At 37.5% G+C, this 13,599-nt stretch carries 13 protein-coding genes; all 13 read right to left on the minus strand.

The annotated features are described in order from the left end of the window. Positions 1 to 137: 137 nt before the first annotated feature. On the minus strand, positions 138 to 1,676 hold the full coding sequence (locus Q0940_RS16060) for a flagellin (protein WP_299270803.1): 1,539 nt from the start codon (positions 1,674 to 1,676) through the stop codon (positions 138 to 140). 319 nt (positions 1,677 to 1,995) lie between these two features. Beyond that, a complete protein-coding gene (gene flgL / locus Q0940_RS16065; protein ID WP_299270805.1) occupies positions 1,996 to 3,507 on the minus strand; it encodes a flagellar hook-associated protein FlgL in 1,512 nt (503 codons plus the stop codon). Positions 3,508 to 3,517: 10 nt separating this feature from the next. After that, positions 3,518 to 5,530 (minus strand): flagellar hook-associated protein FlgK, encoded by a 2,013-nt coding sequence (gene flgK, locus Q0940_RS16070; RefSeq protein WP_299270807.1) that lies wholly within the window; start codon positions 5,528 to 5,530, stop codon positions 3,518 to 3,520. A 1-nt stretch (position 5,531) separates the two neighbouring features. Next, a complete protein-coding gene (gene flgJ / locus Q0940_RS16075; protein WP_299270809.1) occupies positions 5,532 to 6,611 on the minus strand; it encodes a flagellar assembly peptidoglycan hydrolase FlgJ in 1,080 nt (359 codons plus the stop codon). Between the two features lie 208 nt (positions 6,612 to 6,819). After that, positions 6,820 to 7,230 carry a hypothetical protein gene (locus tag Q0940_RS16080; RefSeq protein ID WP_299270812.1) on the minus strand — a complete coding sequence of 137 codons (411 nt, stop codon included), beginning with the start codon at positions 7,228 to 7,230 and terminating at the stop codon, positions 6,820 to 6,822. A 48-nt stretch (positions 7,231 to 7,278) separates the two neighbouring features. Further along, positions 7,279 to 8,373, minus strand: coding sequence for a flagellar basal body P-ring protein FlgI (locus tag Q0940_RS16085; RefSeq protein ID WP_299270813.1), 1,095 nt, complete (start codon positions 8,371 to 8,373; stop codon positions 7,279 to 7,281). A gap of 9 nt (positions 8,374 to 8,382) precedes the next feature. After that, complete coding sequence (gene flgH / locus Q0940_RS16090; RefSeq protein ID WP_299270815.1) at positions 8,383 to 9,105, minus strand: flagellar basal body L-ring protein FlgH; 723 nt, start codon at positions 9,103 to 9,105, stop codon at positions 8,383 to 8,385. Positions 9,106 to 9,123: 18 nt separating this feature from the next. Further along, positions 9,124 to 9,912 (minus strand): flagellar basal-body rod protein FlgG, encoded by a 789-nt coding sequence (gene flgG / locus Q0940_RS16095; protein WP_299270816.1) that lies wholly within the window; start codon positions 9,910 to 9,912, stop codon positions 9,124 to 9,126. Positions 9,913 to 9,938: 26 nt separating this feature from the next. Then, on the minus strand, positions 9,939 to 10,706 hold the full coding sequence (gene flgF / locus Q0940_RS16100; RefSeq protein ID WP_299270818.1) for a flagellar basal-body rod protein FlgF: 768 nt from the start codon (positions 10,704 to 10,706) through the stop codon (positions 9,939 to 9,941). 186 nt (positions 10,707 to 10,892) lie between these two features. Continuing rightward, positions 10,893 to 11,330 (minus strand): DUF2802 domain-containing protein, encoded by a 438-nt coding sequence (locus tag Q0940_RS16105; protein ID WP_299270821.1) that lies wholly within the window; start codon positions 11,328 to 11,330, stop codon positions 10,893 to 10,895. 95 nt (positions 11,331 to 11,425) lie between these two features. After that, complete coding sequence (locus Q0940_RS16110) at positions 11,426 to 11,920, minus strand: chemotaxis protein CheW (protein WP_299270823.1); 495 nt, start codon at positions 11,918 to 11,920, stop codon at positions 11,426 to 11,428. Between the two features lie 26 nt (positions 11,921 to 11,946). Continuing rightward, complete coding sequence (locus tag Q0940_RS16115; protein WP_299270824.1) at positions 11,947 to 12,801, minus strand: chemotaxis protein CheW; 855 nt, start codon at positions 12,799 to 12,801, stop codon at positions 11,947 to 11,949. A gap of 27 nt (positions 12,802 to 12,828) precedes the next feature. Then, entirely contained in the window at positions 12,829 to 13,596 is a 768-nt protein-coding gene (locus Q0940_RS16120; protein WP_299270826.1) for a ParA family protein, read from the minus strand. Between the last annotated feature and the right edge of the window lie 3 nt (positions 13,597 to 13,599).

Here is a 13,599-nt window from a genome sequence, read left to right on the forward strand (position 1 = left end):
TGGGTAAAGCCAAAACCGTCTAAGTATCCCAAAAACGGAAATAAAAATGCCAGTCGGCTTAACTGACTGGCATTACTGTATTAACAGGGCTTTTATTTGAGAAAACAATTTTAATTTTTGGCGTTTCCGCCTGTGCGTTATTGTTGGAGAAGCGACAACGCAGATTGTGGTAATTGGTTTGCTTGTGCCAAAATTGAGGTACCAGCCTGTTGAAGGATCTGATTACGAGTCAATTCTGCTGTTTCTGCAGCAAAGTCAGTATCACGAATACGAGCTCTTGCACCGGATGAGTTTTCAACAATGTTAGCTAAGTTATTAACCGTTGATTCTAAACGGTTTTGAACCGCACCCAATGACGCTCTGTTTTTATCAATTTTACTTAATGCACCATCGATTATAGCAATGGCATCTTGTGCACCAAGAGCCGTAGTAATATCAATTGTCTCTATAGATATTTCAACCGCCTGCGCTAATTCATTAGCGGCAACTAAACCAGTTAAATCACTGTTGGCTGTATTGGAATTCACATTAAACAGTACGGTACTATCCATTTGCACCTGACCCGTTACTGTAACTTCCAAGTCGCCAGCCGCTACATCTAAAATGACTGGAGCGCCAACATCTTGGTCATCTGCATACGAACGACCTTGGATGGTCATTACCGCATCAGCACCACCAGAATCAGCCCACTCAGTAATGCCAATATTGTCACCCGCTTCTGATGTCAAAATAACAGCATTAGTTGCGGCATCATAAACTGCACCTATCCCTAAGGAGGCCGCATTTTCATTTACTTTATTGACCATAATTTGCATATCATCTTCTACTACACCAGTAGCCGTAAACGATATAGTTTCGGTTCTATCACCATTTGATAAACTAAAACTAATACCATCACCTGCAGCACCACCAGCAAAATCAGATAAGCGTAATGCAGTTTTTGCATCCGCATTAACACCTGTAGTGTTAAATATGGAATTAATTTTTGACGATATATCTGCCGCAGAGTCATCTTGAGCAATGGTAACTTGACCTGTATTAATACCGTCTATCGTTAACATTTCTGACGCATTAGCCAAAGGGTGACTATTGGCGGCAACAGCTGACCCCAAAGAAGTGGCAGCAGATGCGGCAAGGTTTGTCCCACCCATGCTATAACGAGCACTACCTAAATCATCGGTTTGAGCTGAATTTATAGATATTGCTATAGTTTCGTTTGCTTGTGAGCCAACTTGGAATTGTTGAACACCAAACGAACCATCTAGTAATTTTTGTCCACCGAATGTCGTTGTATTGGCAATTCGGTCTAACTCATTATTAAGTTGAGTCATTTCTTCTTGCAGTGACTTTCTATCTACCGTTGAATTTGTCGCATTCGCCGATTGGATTGATAAATCACGCATACGCTGTAAGATATTCGTCGATTCTTGCATCGCGCCTTCAGCAGTCTGAGCCATAGAAATACCATCATTAGCATTTCGCATAGCTACACTAAGACCATTGATCTGAGATGTAAGTCGATTAGATATTTGCAGACCCGCTGCATCATCTTTTGCGCTATTTATTCTAAGACCAGACGCTAGTCGAGTCATAGACGTTTCAAGTGAGCTTGTTGAGCCCATTAAGTTACGTTGCCCGTTAATTGATGCAACGTTAGTATTTACAAATAATGCCATTGTTTTCTCCTTAGAACGTTATTAGCAAATAAAGCTAAAGTTCTTTCTCCAGTTAACGAATTGCATCTTGCGTGCCAACTTAGTGGTCAATTTATTCACTCATCTGTTTTTTTTAAGATATAGAGTTAAACCCACTGTATTCAGTGTGTTAGAGTTGTTGTAAAGAGTTAAAAAACAAATAACTAAACGCTAGAATGAGGTTAAAGTAGGTTTTTATGGTGTATATTTTATCGGCAACAAAGGGAGGTGTGGCGGCAAATTGACGCCAGTGTAGTAAGTAGAGTTCTGTATTCAACACAAAACTCTACTGGGTAAAAATTTATATATAATTAAATAAAGATAAGCCCTGCACTTTAGCAAAGCTTTGCTGTGAGGCTGTTAACCCTGTAGTTGACATTTCTAAATTAGAAACGGCTTCATATACATCAATTTCTTCAATATTTGCTAATGCACCTGCAGTTATTTCTTGAAAACGGTATTGCGCATCCATTTCAAGTTCCACCGCATTTAAACGAGAGCCCATTAATGAACGTGTACTCTCTACGGTAGTTAGTGCTGATTTTAATTCTGTTAGCAATGAACCAATTAATTCAGCTCTGAGTTGTGAATCAGGTCTATCTACATGAAAAGTATCACCCGCTACAGGCGTTCCGCCGATTTCAAATTCAATACCTCTAAACTTAATTTCATTATTTGCGGTATAATCACTCGGCCCTTCAACTAATGATCCGGCACTGTCATAAACTTCATATAAACCACCAGCTAAAATATTTACCGTGTAATCATCAAACTCATGTTCCTCTGAAGGGTCAACAATATTACCACCGGTAATGGTTGCTGTTGAAACATTTGCCGCATCTGATGCCGCATTATAATTTGTACTGTTGTATGCCATAACATCAACAGCTTGTTGCATTACCCACATTGCGGTTGTTTCAGAGGATGTTTCAAATTCAAATGAATCACCAACAACAGGAGGTGGATTATCAAGCGTTGAAAATTCAATGCCATAAAACTCAACATCATCACCTGGGGTAATATCTAAAAAGTCACCTTTATTTGGCTCTAAAGGTACAGGTAAGCCGCCGCTATCTAAAACTTCAACTCTAATTTGTCCTGCACCTGCACCTGCAATAAAATTAACAGTATAAGGTTCTGAGTGAGGTGCATTTTCATATTCAGCAGGACGTGTTACGACACCGATAGAAATAGCTGAATCTGAAATATTCGCAGCATTTGCCGTTGGTATAAACGAAGCAGTTTCAGAAGGGACACTCTCTAAAAATATACTAGCTGGGTCATTTACTTTAACTTGAAAACCAGCCGCTATAAGAACTTCACGCTGACCATCATCACCTTGATATTGACGATAACCAAATTCATCAACTTCATAAGTTTGCGTACTGGTTTGGAAACCTGAAAATACATAATCACCATTAGCATTTTTGGTATTGGCAAGCGCATCAAACTGTTGCAATCGTTGTTCTAACTCGTCTCCAATTGCATCTAAACTACTTGCATCCATGGTACCGTTGATAGACTCGAGCATTAACTCTTCAATACGAAATATAACATCTGTCATACTAGCAACGGCTGTTTCACTGGTTAAATTGAAACGTTCTGCCGCCTCTTGTGAGTCTATATAACGATTTGATACTTCTAGCTCGTTACTTAAACGTATAACCGTGTTGGCACCTGTTGGATCATCTGACGGTAAAATTATTTGTTTACCCGTTGCTAATTCTGTTTGCGCACGGTCTAAATTACTTTGTCTTAGTTGTAATTGAGCCAAGCTTCTAGCGAAAGAGTTTGCAGTTGCTATTCTAGTCATCTACTTATCCTTACCCTGCTGCTGCAAGTAATGTGTCAAATATTTCTCTAGCTACTGTAATGATACGAGCTGAGGCGGCATAGGATTGCTGATATTCAATTAAGTTTGCCGCTTCTTCATCAAGATTTACACCACTGACACTGGCTAATCGTTGTTCGGAACTAGATAACAAAGTACTAAATGAGTCGGTTGATATTTGTAGGCTGCTCGTTTCAACACCAATAATCGTAATTAATTCTGCATAAGACTCTGAGAAGCTATTTGTTCCGTTATCCATAACACGTTCAGATTGAAGTGACAGCATAGCTAAAATATTTGTATTATCGCCAGGACCAAATGCTTTGGTTTCATCAACACCTGGGTTATCAGCATGAGTAATAGTAAATACTTCTCCACCAGCTAATGTGCCTTCAAGTTCAAATCGAAAGCCAGCGACAGGATCATCTATAATTTGATCATCAGGGATATCTAATGGACCGCTAATTACGGTACCCACAGAATCTAAAACTTGATATGAAGTACCTGTTGCATCTATTTCAATACTAATGAAGTCATCAGGTAAAGGTCCTGGGACCGTAGTTGAATCCCCTGTCATTTCGTATAAATTGAAACTAACATTATTGGTATTATTAGCTTCAGTAATTGCTAGTGGGTTATCTGCTACAGCGACTTTATCTGGGTCGGTAATAACCCCTTCAATATTATTTGCGCCAAAATACGTTGGTCTAACTTTAAATGAATCCCCTGCCGTCAAATTATTTGTATCAATAGCGATAGCGATACCAGTATCACCGACAATTAATTGCTCACCGGCAGACATAGCGGCAATATCAGTCGCGTCAAACTGCTGAACTAAATTACCATCTTCATCAAAGACATCTAAATTAGTACCATCGTATTCCATATTGAACTCTGCCGATGTTAACTGCTCGGTATTTCGGATATAGACTTCAAAAGTAGAAACATCTGTATTATTAGACGAATTTAATGTTCTTTCCAAAATATCTTGAGGATCGTTAATATCTACAAAAATATCTTCGCCAGCATCGCCATTTAAATCTCTACCTAAACTCTGCTGTCTATTAAAAATATCAGACATTGCTATTGCTAGCTTCCCCAACTCATTAATAGTTGGTATCACCACATTATCGCGAGTATCTATTAGCCCAGTTAATGAGCCACCAACTAAATTGTTAGTGATGATTGATTTGTTTGCGACGCCTGTGTTAACGGATATCCCAATTTCTAATAATTGAGGGTCATATTCATTTGGTACTGTTGATAAAGGGATTGAAGTATCGTTAGTAACAAGAGTAACACCGGTACCGATACTTACATTGACAGTTCCATCACCTACATCAACAACATTAACCTGAACGATTTCACTCAAATCTTTTAACAATAAGTCACGCTTATCCAACAAGTCATTTGGTAAAAAGCCATCTGCAGAAGTCGCAGTTTCAACTTGTATCTTTGCATTTAAAACAGCAAGTTCTTCTGTGATCATATTAATTGTTGCGACTGATGTTTCAATCTGGTCGTTAATCCCACCTAATTGCTGAATAGCAACTTCTTCATATAAACTGTTAAATCTATTACCAAGACTTTCAGCTTGAGAAATTAAAACATTACGAGCTGAGATTAATGTTGGTTCTTCCACGATCCCATTAATACCATCAAGTAGAGAATCAAATGTAACTGTTATACCAGTGTCGGCATCAGCTAATAAACTATCAATTCTTGAGGCATTAGTTAAACTGGTATTACTATATTCATATTGTGATGAATTAAATAAAACTTCTTCAAAGTTATATTCATTAAAAATTCTTTCAATTGCAGAGATTGCAGTACCATTCCCTAAAAGAGTGGTTTTAAACGCAGTACCTACTGTAGAGACAGTCTCTACTCGTTGACGGCTATACCCCTCTGTATCGACATTGGAGATATTATTACTCGCTATCGACAAACGATATTGTGCAGCAGCTAATCCGGTTATACCTGAATTTAACATTCCACTGGACATCTTATTCCCCTACCATATTATTTTTAGATTGAGTAACTTTGCCAACAACATCTTTAAATGTGCTGCTATTTAATATGCCAATTATCTTATCTGCATAATTTGGATCTGTGGCATATCCCGCTTTTTGTAATTCTTGCAAAAACTGTTCCGGCTCAGCAGTACTCTCTAAAGCTTCATCATATCTAGAGTTACTTTTTAGGAAACTTACAAAGTCATCAAATGCCTCAGTGAAGTTGCTATAAACCCTAAATGGCTCTGTTTTCCTAACCGCGATGCCTTTTTCAAATTCTAGTGTTGACTGTGCCGCTTTTTCGCCATCCCAGTCTCGGTGAGCTTTAACGTTAAATAAATTAAAGCTAGATTCACCATCTTTATCTTTAATAATGTGCTGCCCCCAACCAGTTTCAAGTGCTGATTGGGCAATAATAACCGCAGGATTAACGCCAATTTTAGCCGCTGCTTTTTTGGCAAACTGCCATAAGGAACCAACAAAATCATCTGGTGAATCAAAATTAACCACAGCTTTAGATTGTTTCTGCTGGGTATTTGCAACCGTTGATTCAGTAGGTTTTTCAGCTCCAATTGCTGAGAAACTTTTATCTATAACGTTATTAAAGTCATCAAGAATTGAATTAGGTTTGGTTGCTGAATTGGCTGGAGCTATTGAGTTGCTTGCAACAACCTCTTTAGGCTTGTCATCATTATAAAAAGCGTGTCGGGTAAAATCACCATCGTTTCTTAATGTACTTGCGGCTTTATAATTTTCAGTATCATTGCTTAGCTGTTTTACAATTAAGTCGGCGAGGCCCATGCTGCCTTTTACTGCCATATCGGTAGAAAGTTGTTGGTCGTACATATCACGATAGAATTTCGTAGTACTTGTGTTCATTGGGTTATCATCTTCAAATGCTTCATTAGCTTTACGCATTGACTTTAACATCATGCCAATAAAGATAGACTCAAAGTGAGCTGCAGCTTTTTTAAGCGCTTCTTTACTTTCAGGATCTTTTGTTGCTTGAGCTTTCAACTCTTGCAATCCAGTTAGATCAAGATGGTTATTTATATCGCCTATTTTACTCATTTGACAAACTTTTGACTTCCCAATAATCGTTAATGGGTATATATCAAAAACTGAGCCAATATTTTAACGAATTGAATTTTATCGATTTTATATAAAAGTAGAAAAGTGTATTGGAGGGAATGTATATTTTAGTCGTTGTTAATAAAATGAACTCCACTGATGAAAGTTGTTTGCACTAAACAACTTCATCAGAGGGGAGCACATTAGATTAGTGAAGCAATTTAAAGTACTTACTTAACTCATCTTTTAACTCGCCAGTAATGTCACCAATTAGACATACACGAGCATTGTTTGGAACACGTGTGAATATTTCTTCAATTTGGTCAGAAATATTACCGTTTGATTTGTTGATCTCATCAGCAAAATATTCAAACTCAACTTCTGTTTTAATATTTGTCATTGCTTCAAAAGCACCTAAACCAATTGGTGTAAATTGAATTTCATTATCTTCAATTACGCCACCAGATAAACAACAAAAAATCATTTTATCGCCAAAGGCAACTTCATAAACATGATATTGTACTGCTTGGTTAACATCCATTTCTAACATTGCCAAAACGGCCATATTAGTATCTTGGTTCGCTGTTACGTTTGTAACGAGTGTATTTGCAAAATTCATAACTATTCCCCTATTTTGTTACTAGTTATTGATTACGTTTGACAAGCACTAAATAACAATCAATTGACCGTCAATAGCACCTACTTGTTTTAAAGCTTCTAAAATTGCCATTAAATCCCCTGGAGCTGCGCCAACCTGATTAATAGCCCGGACAAGATCATCCAAACTAGCACCTGGGTCGAACACGAAAGCTCTAGTATCATCACGAGCAACATCTATAATTGATTGATTTGTGATAACCGTTTCACCATTAGTTAATGGGTCTGGTTGATCAACTTGTTGATTTTCGGCAATGGTTACCGTCAAGTTGCCATGGGTTATTGCCGCAGGTCTTAATCGTACATTTTTGCCAATGACTATGGTGCCAGTACGAGAGTTAACAATGATCTTTGCAGAGGTGTCTGCAGGCTGAAATTCTAAATTTTCTAATTCTGATAAATAAGACACCCGCTGCGATATATTACGCGGCGCTAATACACGTATAGATGCCGCATCTACAGCATTGGCCGTATTTGCCCCGAGTAAATTATTTATGGTATCGGATAGTCTTTTGGCTGAAGTAAAGTCAGGCTCATTTAAGTTAAATGTAATATAATCGCCGTTAGCAAACGGAGTTGGAACACTACGTTCTACTGATGCACCGTTGGGTATTCTGCCAACGGTAGGCGTATTAATAACAACCTGAGAGCCATCCAATCCTTCCACACCTAAGCCACCAACAACAAGTGAGCCTTGTGCAACAGCATATATGTTGCCATCAGCACCTTTTAAAAAGGTTTGTAATAAAGTGCCACCACGTAAGCTTCCAGCACTACCGATTGATGAAACAGTAATATCTATTGTTTGGCCTGGTTTAGAAAATGCTGGTAATTCAGCACTAACTACAACAGCAGCTACGTTCTTTATTTTTGGCTTTAAACCACTGGCTAATTGAATACCAAAGTTTGCCAACATAGCTTTAAAACTTTGTTCTGTATAACGAGTTGCTTCCCCTGTTCCGGGTAAGCCAACAACTAAACCATAACCAACTAAATGGTTAGAGCGAATACCTTGCACCATAGCAACATCTTTTATACGGACTGACTGCGCTATTGGTGAAAATATCAGTGTTATTGAACATAAAATTAATATTACTTTTTTCATATCGTATCCCTAAAATGGCCACATTGAACTCATAAAGAAACCAGATAACCATCCAGCCTCCTGAGTTTCAGCTAATGAACCTTTACCACTGTAAGAAATACGAGCGTTAGCAACCCGTGTAGATTCGACAGTATTATCGGATGCAATATCTTCAGATCGTACTATGCCGGTAAGTCTAATAAACTCTTGGCCTGTATTTAATGTTAACCACTTCTCACCACGGATTATCAAATTTCCGTTAGGTAATACTCTTAGAACATGTACGGTAACTTCACCGTTTAAACTATTACTTTGATTTGACTTTGCATCGCCTTTAAAACTTCCGTCAGATTCAAGACCTAACTCTAAAGTATTACCACCTATAGTTGGCGCTAAGCCATTTAAACCGATTATAGGTGATAAGCTTGCATCCGTTTCTTTACTCGTCTCAGTTTTTGCTGTTTTTGATGCTTGAGTATTTTCCATTAGTAATACAGTAATGATATCTCCAACACGTCTTGCTTTAGTGTCAGAGTACAAACCATTTGACCAACCTGTGTGATATAAACTGCCAGTTGAAACGACATCTTCTGTCGGTATCTCAGGCATGATAGGCGCAAAAAATGGATCTTCTTTTTCAACATCATGATTCACCGCACAAGCGGATAGGATGGCTGAAATAGTGACAGCTGTTATAAAACGGCCACATTTGTTAGCCGAACTATGATTTAGTTGTTGAAATATTTTCCCCATGATTATTCCCCTACTCAATTAAAGCTGCTGAGTAATAAAGCTAAGCATTTCGTCAACCGTTGAAATAACTTTTGAGTTCATTTCATAAACTCGTTGGCTTTCAATCATGTTAACTAGTTCTTCTGTCACATTTACGTTAGATGTTTCTAGCGCACCCTGAACAATAATACCGAGACCATTTATCCCAGGGTTACCCTGATTAGGTGCACCACTTACTCCCGTTTCGGTATATAAGTTTTGACCAATAGGCTCTAAACCAGATGGATTGATAAAATCTGAAATGACTAGCTGTCCAATAACAACACCTTCGCCTTCACCAGCGATTTGAACAGAAACTTCACCTTCTTGAGAGATAGTTATAGATTGTGCATCTTCAGGTACATTCATTTCTGGCTGCAAAGGAAAACCAGCACCAGATGTAACTATGCGTCCATTTTCATCCATAGAAAATTGACCATTACGAGTGTAAGCAATGGTGCCGTCTGGACGTTGTATTTCAAAGAAACCATCACCTTGGATCATAAAATCCAAACTGTTATCAGTGGTCGTCATATTCCCTTGAGAAAAGTTTTTTTGAGTCGCGACAACTTTGGTACCAGCACCAAGCATTAAACCATTTGGCATCTCAGTATCTTGAGATGAACGTCCACCTGGTTGGTTGATATTTTGATATAACAAGTCCTCAAATATCGCTCTGCTTTTCTTAAAACCTACAGTCCCCGCATTTGCTAAGTTATTAGAAATAACAGCAATATCAGTTTGTTGGGCATCTAAACCCGTTTTACTTATCCACAATGCCGGATGCATAGTCGCCTCCTAGTTAATTAATTCTTTTATACGATTCGTAATAATTGTTCTTGGCTTTTATCTATCTCTTCAGCCTTGGTCATCATTTTCACTTGTAATTCATATTGACGTTGATGCGAGATCATTTGCACCATTTCATCAACTGGATTTACATTACTCATTTCTAAAGCACCATTAACAATTCTTACGTTTGGTGATGCTTCACAAAATCCACATAGCTCATTAGATAAAACTGATTCTTTAGAGCGGAAAAGACCATCATTCCCTTTAGTTAAGGCATCATCCGATGGTGGCTCTATTAATTTTATGCGGTCAACCACTTCAAGAAAATTAGCTGGAGCCCCTTGAGGTCTCACCGTTATTGTCCCGTCTGAAGCTATTTCAATTTTTTCTATTGGCAAAGGTATAATTATTGGACCTCCTTCGCCTAAAATTGGAGTTCCTTTAGCGGTTGTTAATATTCCATCTTGATTAATTTGGAGATTACCTTCACGGGTATATGCTTCTTCCCCCTGACTATCTTGTACTGCTAACCAACCGTGGCCAGTGACAGCTATGTCTAAGTCACGACCTGTTGTCGAAATTGAACCATTTGCCATTTTTGATCCAGGGCGCTCTTCCATTGCAAAAACTCGAGTAGGATGCCCTTCTCCAAATGCTTGCATTGAACGTTGTTGCTCAAAGTCGGACCTAAATCCAACTGTACGAGCATTAGCCAAGTTATTGCCGTTCATTGATACGCCAATAAGGTTTTGCTTAGCACCTGACATAGATACATATAACAACTTGTCCATGGATCTCCCCTGTCAATATTACGACATGATTATTTCTATTGTTTTGAGATTGCACTAAACGTGCCAAAGGAAGTAGTTTTAGTTAAATGTATGATTATAGAAAAGAGGAAAGTAAAGCTAGATGCTTACTATTTATTGTGTAGAGATATAGGGTGGATATAAATATTTTTTATGTAATTAAATTTACTAAGATTTATATAGCGAGATTAAAAGTTCAGCTTCAGCTCTAGGAATTTCACATTCAGCAACTAACTCATTTATATCTGCGCCCATTTCAATCATTTTTTTGGCTCGACCATATAATTTTTGTTCAGTCGATTCAGAGCTCATATCCGATTGTACTAATTGGATTATACTGGCAACTTCTTCAATTCTATTTTCTAAATTTTCTAAAGGTGAAAAACAAGTTGTTAAATTATTACTCAACTCTGAGATTTGCTGTTGCTGTCTATTCGTAATATTTTCATAAACAGTCACTTGTTCAGCAAGTTCATCTACTTTTAATTTCAAACTATCTAACTCAGTTTGTTTATTAGCTAATTTACGAGTGAGTTGGTTAAACGCCAAAATAAAAATAACGGTAAGACATAGAATAATGATGCTGTTAATTGCAGGCCAATACATGTTTAAACCATAAAATAAGTTATACCAATTGGTATTAGATTACATTAAATTAAAAAAGGCAGCTAGCGCTGCCTTCATTTCGATAAATCTGATCATTATAAATCGGAAATTTCATCCCACTCATCGTCAGACATTAATTTATTTAAGTCTACTAAAATTAATAATTCACCATCACGATGACTTACACCTTGGATAAATTTAGCACTTTCTTCAGTACCAACATTCGGTGCACTATCAATTTCAGATGATTTTAAATAAACCACTTCAGCTACGCTATCAACCATGATACCAATAACTTGTTTTTCTGATTCAATAATAACGATACGTGAATTATCACTTACATCACCAGGCATTAATCCAAATCGTGAACGAGTATCGATAACCGTTACAACATTCCCACGCAGGTTAATAATACCTAATACGTAATCTGGTGCACCTGGCACAGGTGCAATCTCACTATAACGTAATACTTCTTGAACTTGCATAACGTTTATACCATAGGTTTCTTCCTCTAGTTTAAACGTTACCCATTGCAATACTTCATCGTTGCCATCGGCTACATGATTTACTGGGGCTCTTTCTTCACTCATCTGAGCAACTCCTAATTGAAAACCTACTATTCTTGTCTAGCATTGATACCTTGTTCAAGCATGGCAATTAAATCGCTTACATGCAACAAAGCGCACATTTTTTCTTTAATAGTGCCTAATAACCAAGGTCTTTTCCCTTGTCCATTACGCCATTTTACCGAATCAGGGTGAACCATTTCAGTTTCAACTAACCTTTCAGCTGTTAATCCCCAATTACTATCCCCTAAGGTTATTAGATATTTATAATCTATTGATGATGCTTTTTCTGTATCAAACTTTTCAGGCATAACCCACAATGCAGAATCAACTACATTTAGTTTTTGTTCACGATTTAACATAACACCTTTAAACCATTTGGGCTTACCAAATAAACTATTAATTTCTGTTAAATTATGAATACCGCCCAACTCCTTTAATGGTACAGCAAGTACTAATCCTGCAACTTCAAAGAATAACGCTTGAAACGGTTTATCTGGAAACTCATCTTGAGCGGCAACGTCTTGTTGCTTTTCAATAACAGGCTCAATTTTGCTTTCAACTTTTACTTCAGTACCTACTAAATCGACAGTTTTTGACTCTTCTTTAACATTTTTTTGCAATTCTTGTTTAGCATCAACTTGTTGTAATAGTTTTTCAACTGAATTTGGCTCTGCTAATTTTGTCTCTGGTTCTTCTTTATACTCTTTAAACTTAGCAACTCTTGAGGTAATTGGTCTCAATTGAGAATGTGTTTTTATAGGAGCCAATTCTTCTGTTGTCTGACGGTAATTTGACTCTACTTTATCCAACTCTTGCTTTTGTTGGATCGAGTTTACACTTGAACCAATTGCATCGTCCGCTTCATCTTCTTCACTTAATAGTTGGCCTAAATAGTCCAACATTATTTTTTCACTTGCGAACATCAATTATCACTCTGATTTTAATTTTTTTAATAATTCTGAGTATGCAAAAGTTCCACGGGCTGATTTTGCATAGACAGGCAATGGTAATTTTTCCATACTTGCCGTTCTAAATTTGGTATCAATAGGAATAACACCTTCCCATACTTTATCACCGTAAGTTTCTCTCAACTCTCGATAAGCAGCAATAGATGCCGTTGTTCTTTTATCGTACATAGTAGGTATAACACAAATATCATACGACTTGGTTTGTGATGTATTCATCAGCTCCATAGTGCGATACATACGTTCTAAGCCTTTAAGCGCCATACATTCAGTTTGAACCGGTATTAAAACTTTATCACTCGCAGCAAGCGCATTTACCATTAATACGCCTAATACAGGCGGACAATCAATCAGAACATAATCATATTCAGCGGCAAACTTTGCCAATGCTTTTTTAACGATTAATCCCATACCTGATTTTTTACTTAATACGCCATCTAATGTGGCCATTGCCATAGTGGCAGGTAAAATACTCAGATTTTCTACTGGTGTTTCCCAAACACATTTATTCCAATCATCTTTAGTCATGCTATCCGATTGGGTAAATACATCGTAGACGCCATGTTGAAGCTCTTCAGAGTCAATGCCAAAGTAATAAGTTAACGATGCATGAGGGTCTGTATCAAGCATTAATACCTTATTCCCCTGTAAAGCTAAAATAGCACCTAAGGTAACTACGGTTGTCGTTTTACCTACACCGCCTTTTTGGTTTGCTATTGTCCAGATCTTCAACTT

This window comes from uncultured Psychrosphaera sp. (assembly GCF_947500655.1).
Lineage (GTDB): Bacteria > Pseudomonadota > Gammaproteobacteria > Enterobacterales > Alteromonadaceae > Psychrosphaera.

Excerpts from the sequence above, each read along its gene's own strand:
- Q0940_RS16060 (WP_299270803.1), bottom strand. The coding sequence starts at position 1,676 with ATGGCATTATTTGTAAATACTAACGTTGCATCAATTAACGGGCAACGT.
- flgL (WP_299270805.1), bottom strand. The coding sequence starts at position 3,507 with ATGACTAGAATAGCAACTGCAAACTCTTTCGCTAGAAGCTTGGCTCAA.
- flgK (WP_299270807.1), bottom strand. The coding sequence starts at position 5,530 with ATGTCCAGTGGAATGTTAAATTCAGGTATAACCGGATTAGCTGCTGCA.
- flgJ (WP_299270809.1), bottom strand. The coding sequence starts at position 6,611 with ATGAGTAAAATAGGCGATATAAATAACCATCTTGATCTAACTGGATTG.
- Q0940_RS16080 (WP_299270812.1), bottom strand. The coding sequence starts at position 7,230 with ATGAATTTTGCAAATACACTCGTTACAAACGTAACAGCGAACCAAGAT.
- Q0940_RS16085 (WP_299270813.1), bottom strand. The coding sequence starts at position 8,373 with ATGAAAAAAGTAATATTAATTTTATGTTCAATAACACTGATATTTTCA.
- flgH (WP_299270815.1), bottom strand. The coding sequence starts at position 9,105 with ATGGGGAAAATATTTCAACAACTAAATCATAGTTCGGCTAACAAATGT.
- flgG (WP_299270816.1), bottom strand. The coding sequence starts at position 9,912 with ATGCATCCGGCATTGTGGATAAGTAAAACGGGTTTAGATGCCCAACAA.
- flgF (WP_299270818.1), bottom strand. The coding sequence starts at position 10,706 with ATGGACAAGTTGTTATATGTATCTATGTCAGGTGCTAAGCAAAACCTT.
- Q0940_RS16105 (WP_299270821.1), bottom strand. The coding sequence starts at position 11,330 with ATGTATTGGCCTGCAATTAACAGCATCATTATTCTATGTCTTACCGTT.
- Q0940_RS16110 (WP_299270823.1), bottom strand. The coding sequence starts at position 11,920 with ATGAGTGAAGAAAGAGCCCCAGTAAATCATGTAGCCGATGGCAACGAT.
- Q0940_RS16115 (WP_299270824.1), bottom strand. The coding sequence starts at position 12,801 with ATGTTGGACTATTTAGGCCAACTATTAAGTGAAGAAGATGAAGCGGAC.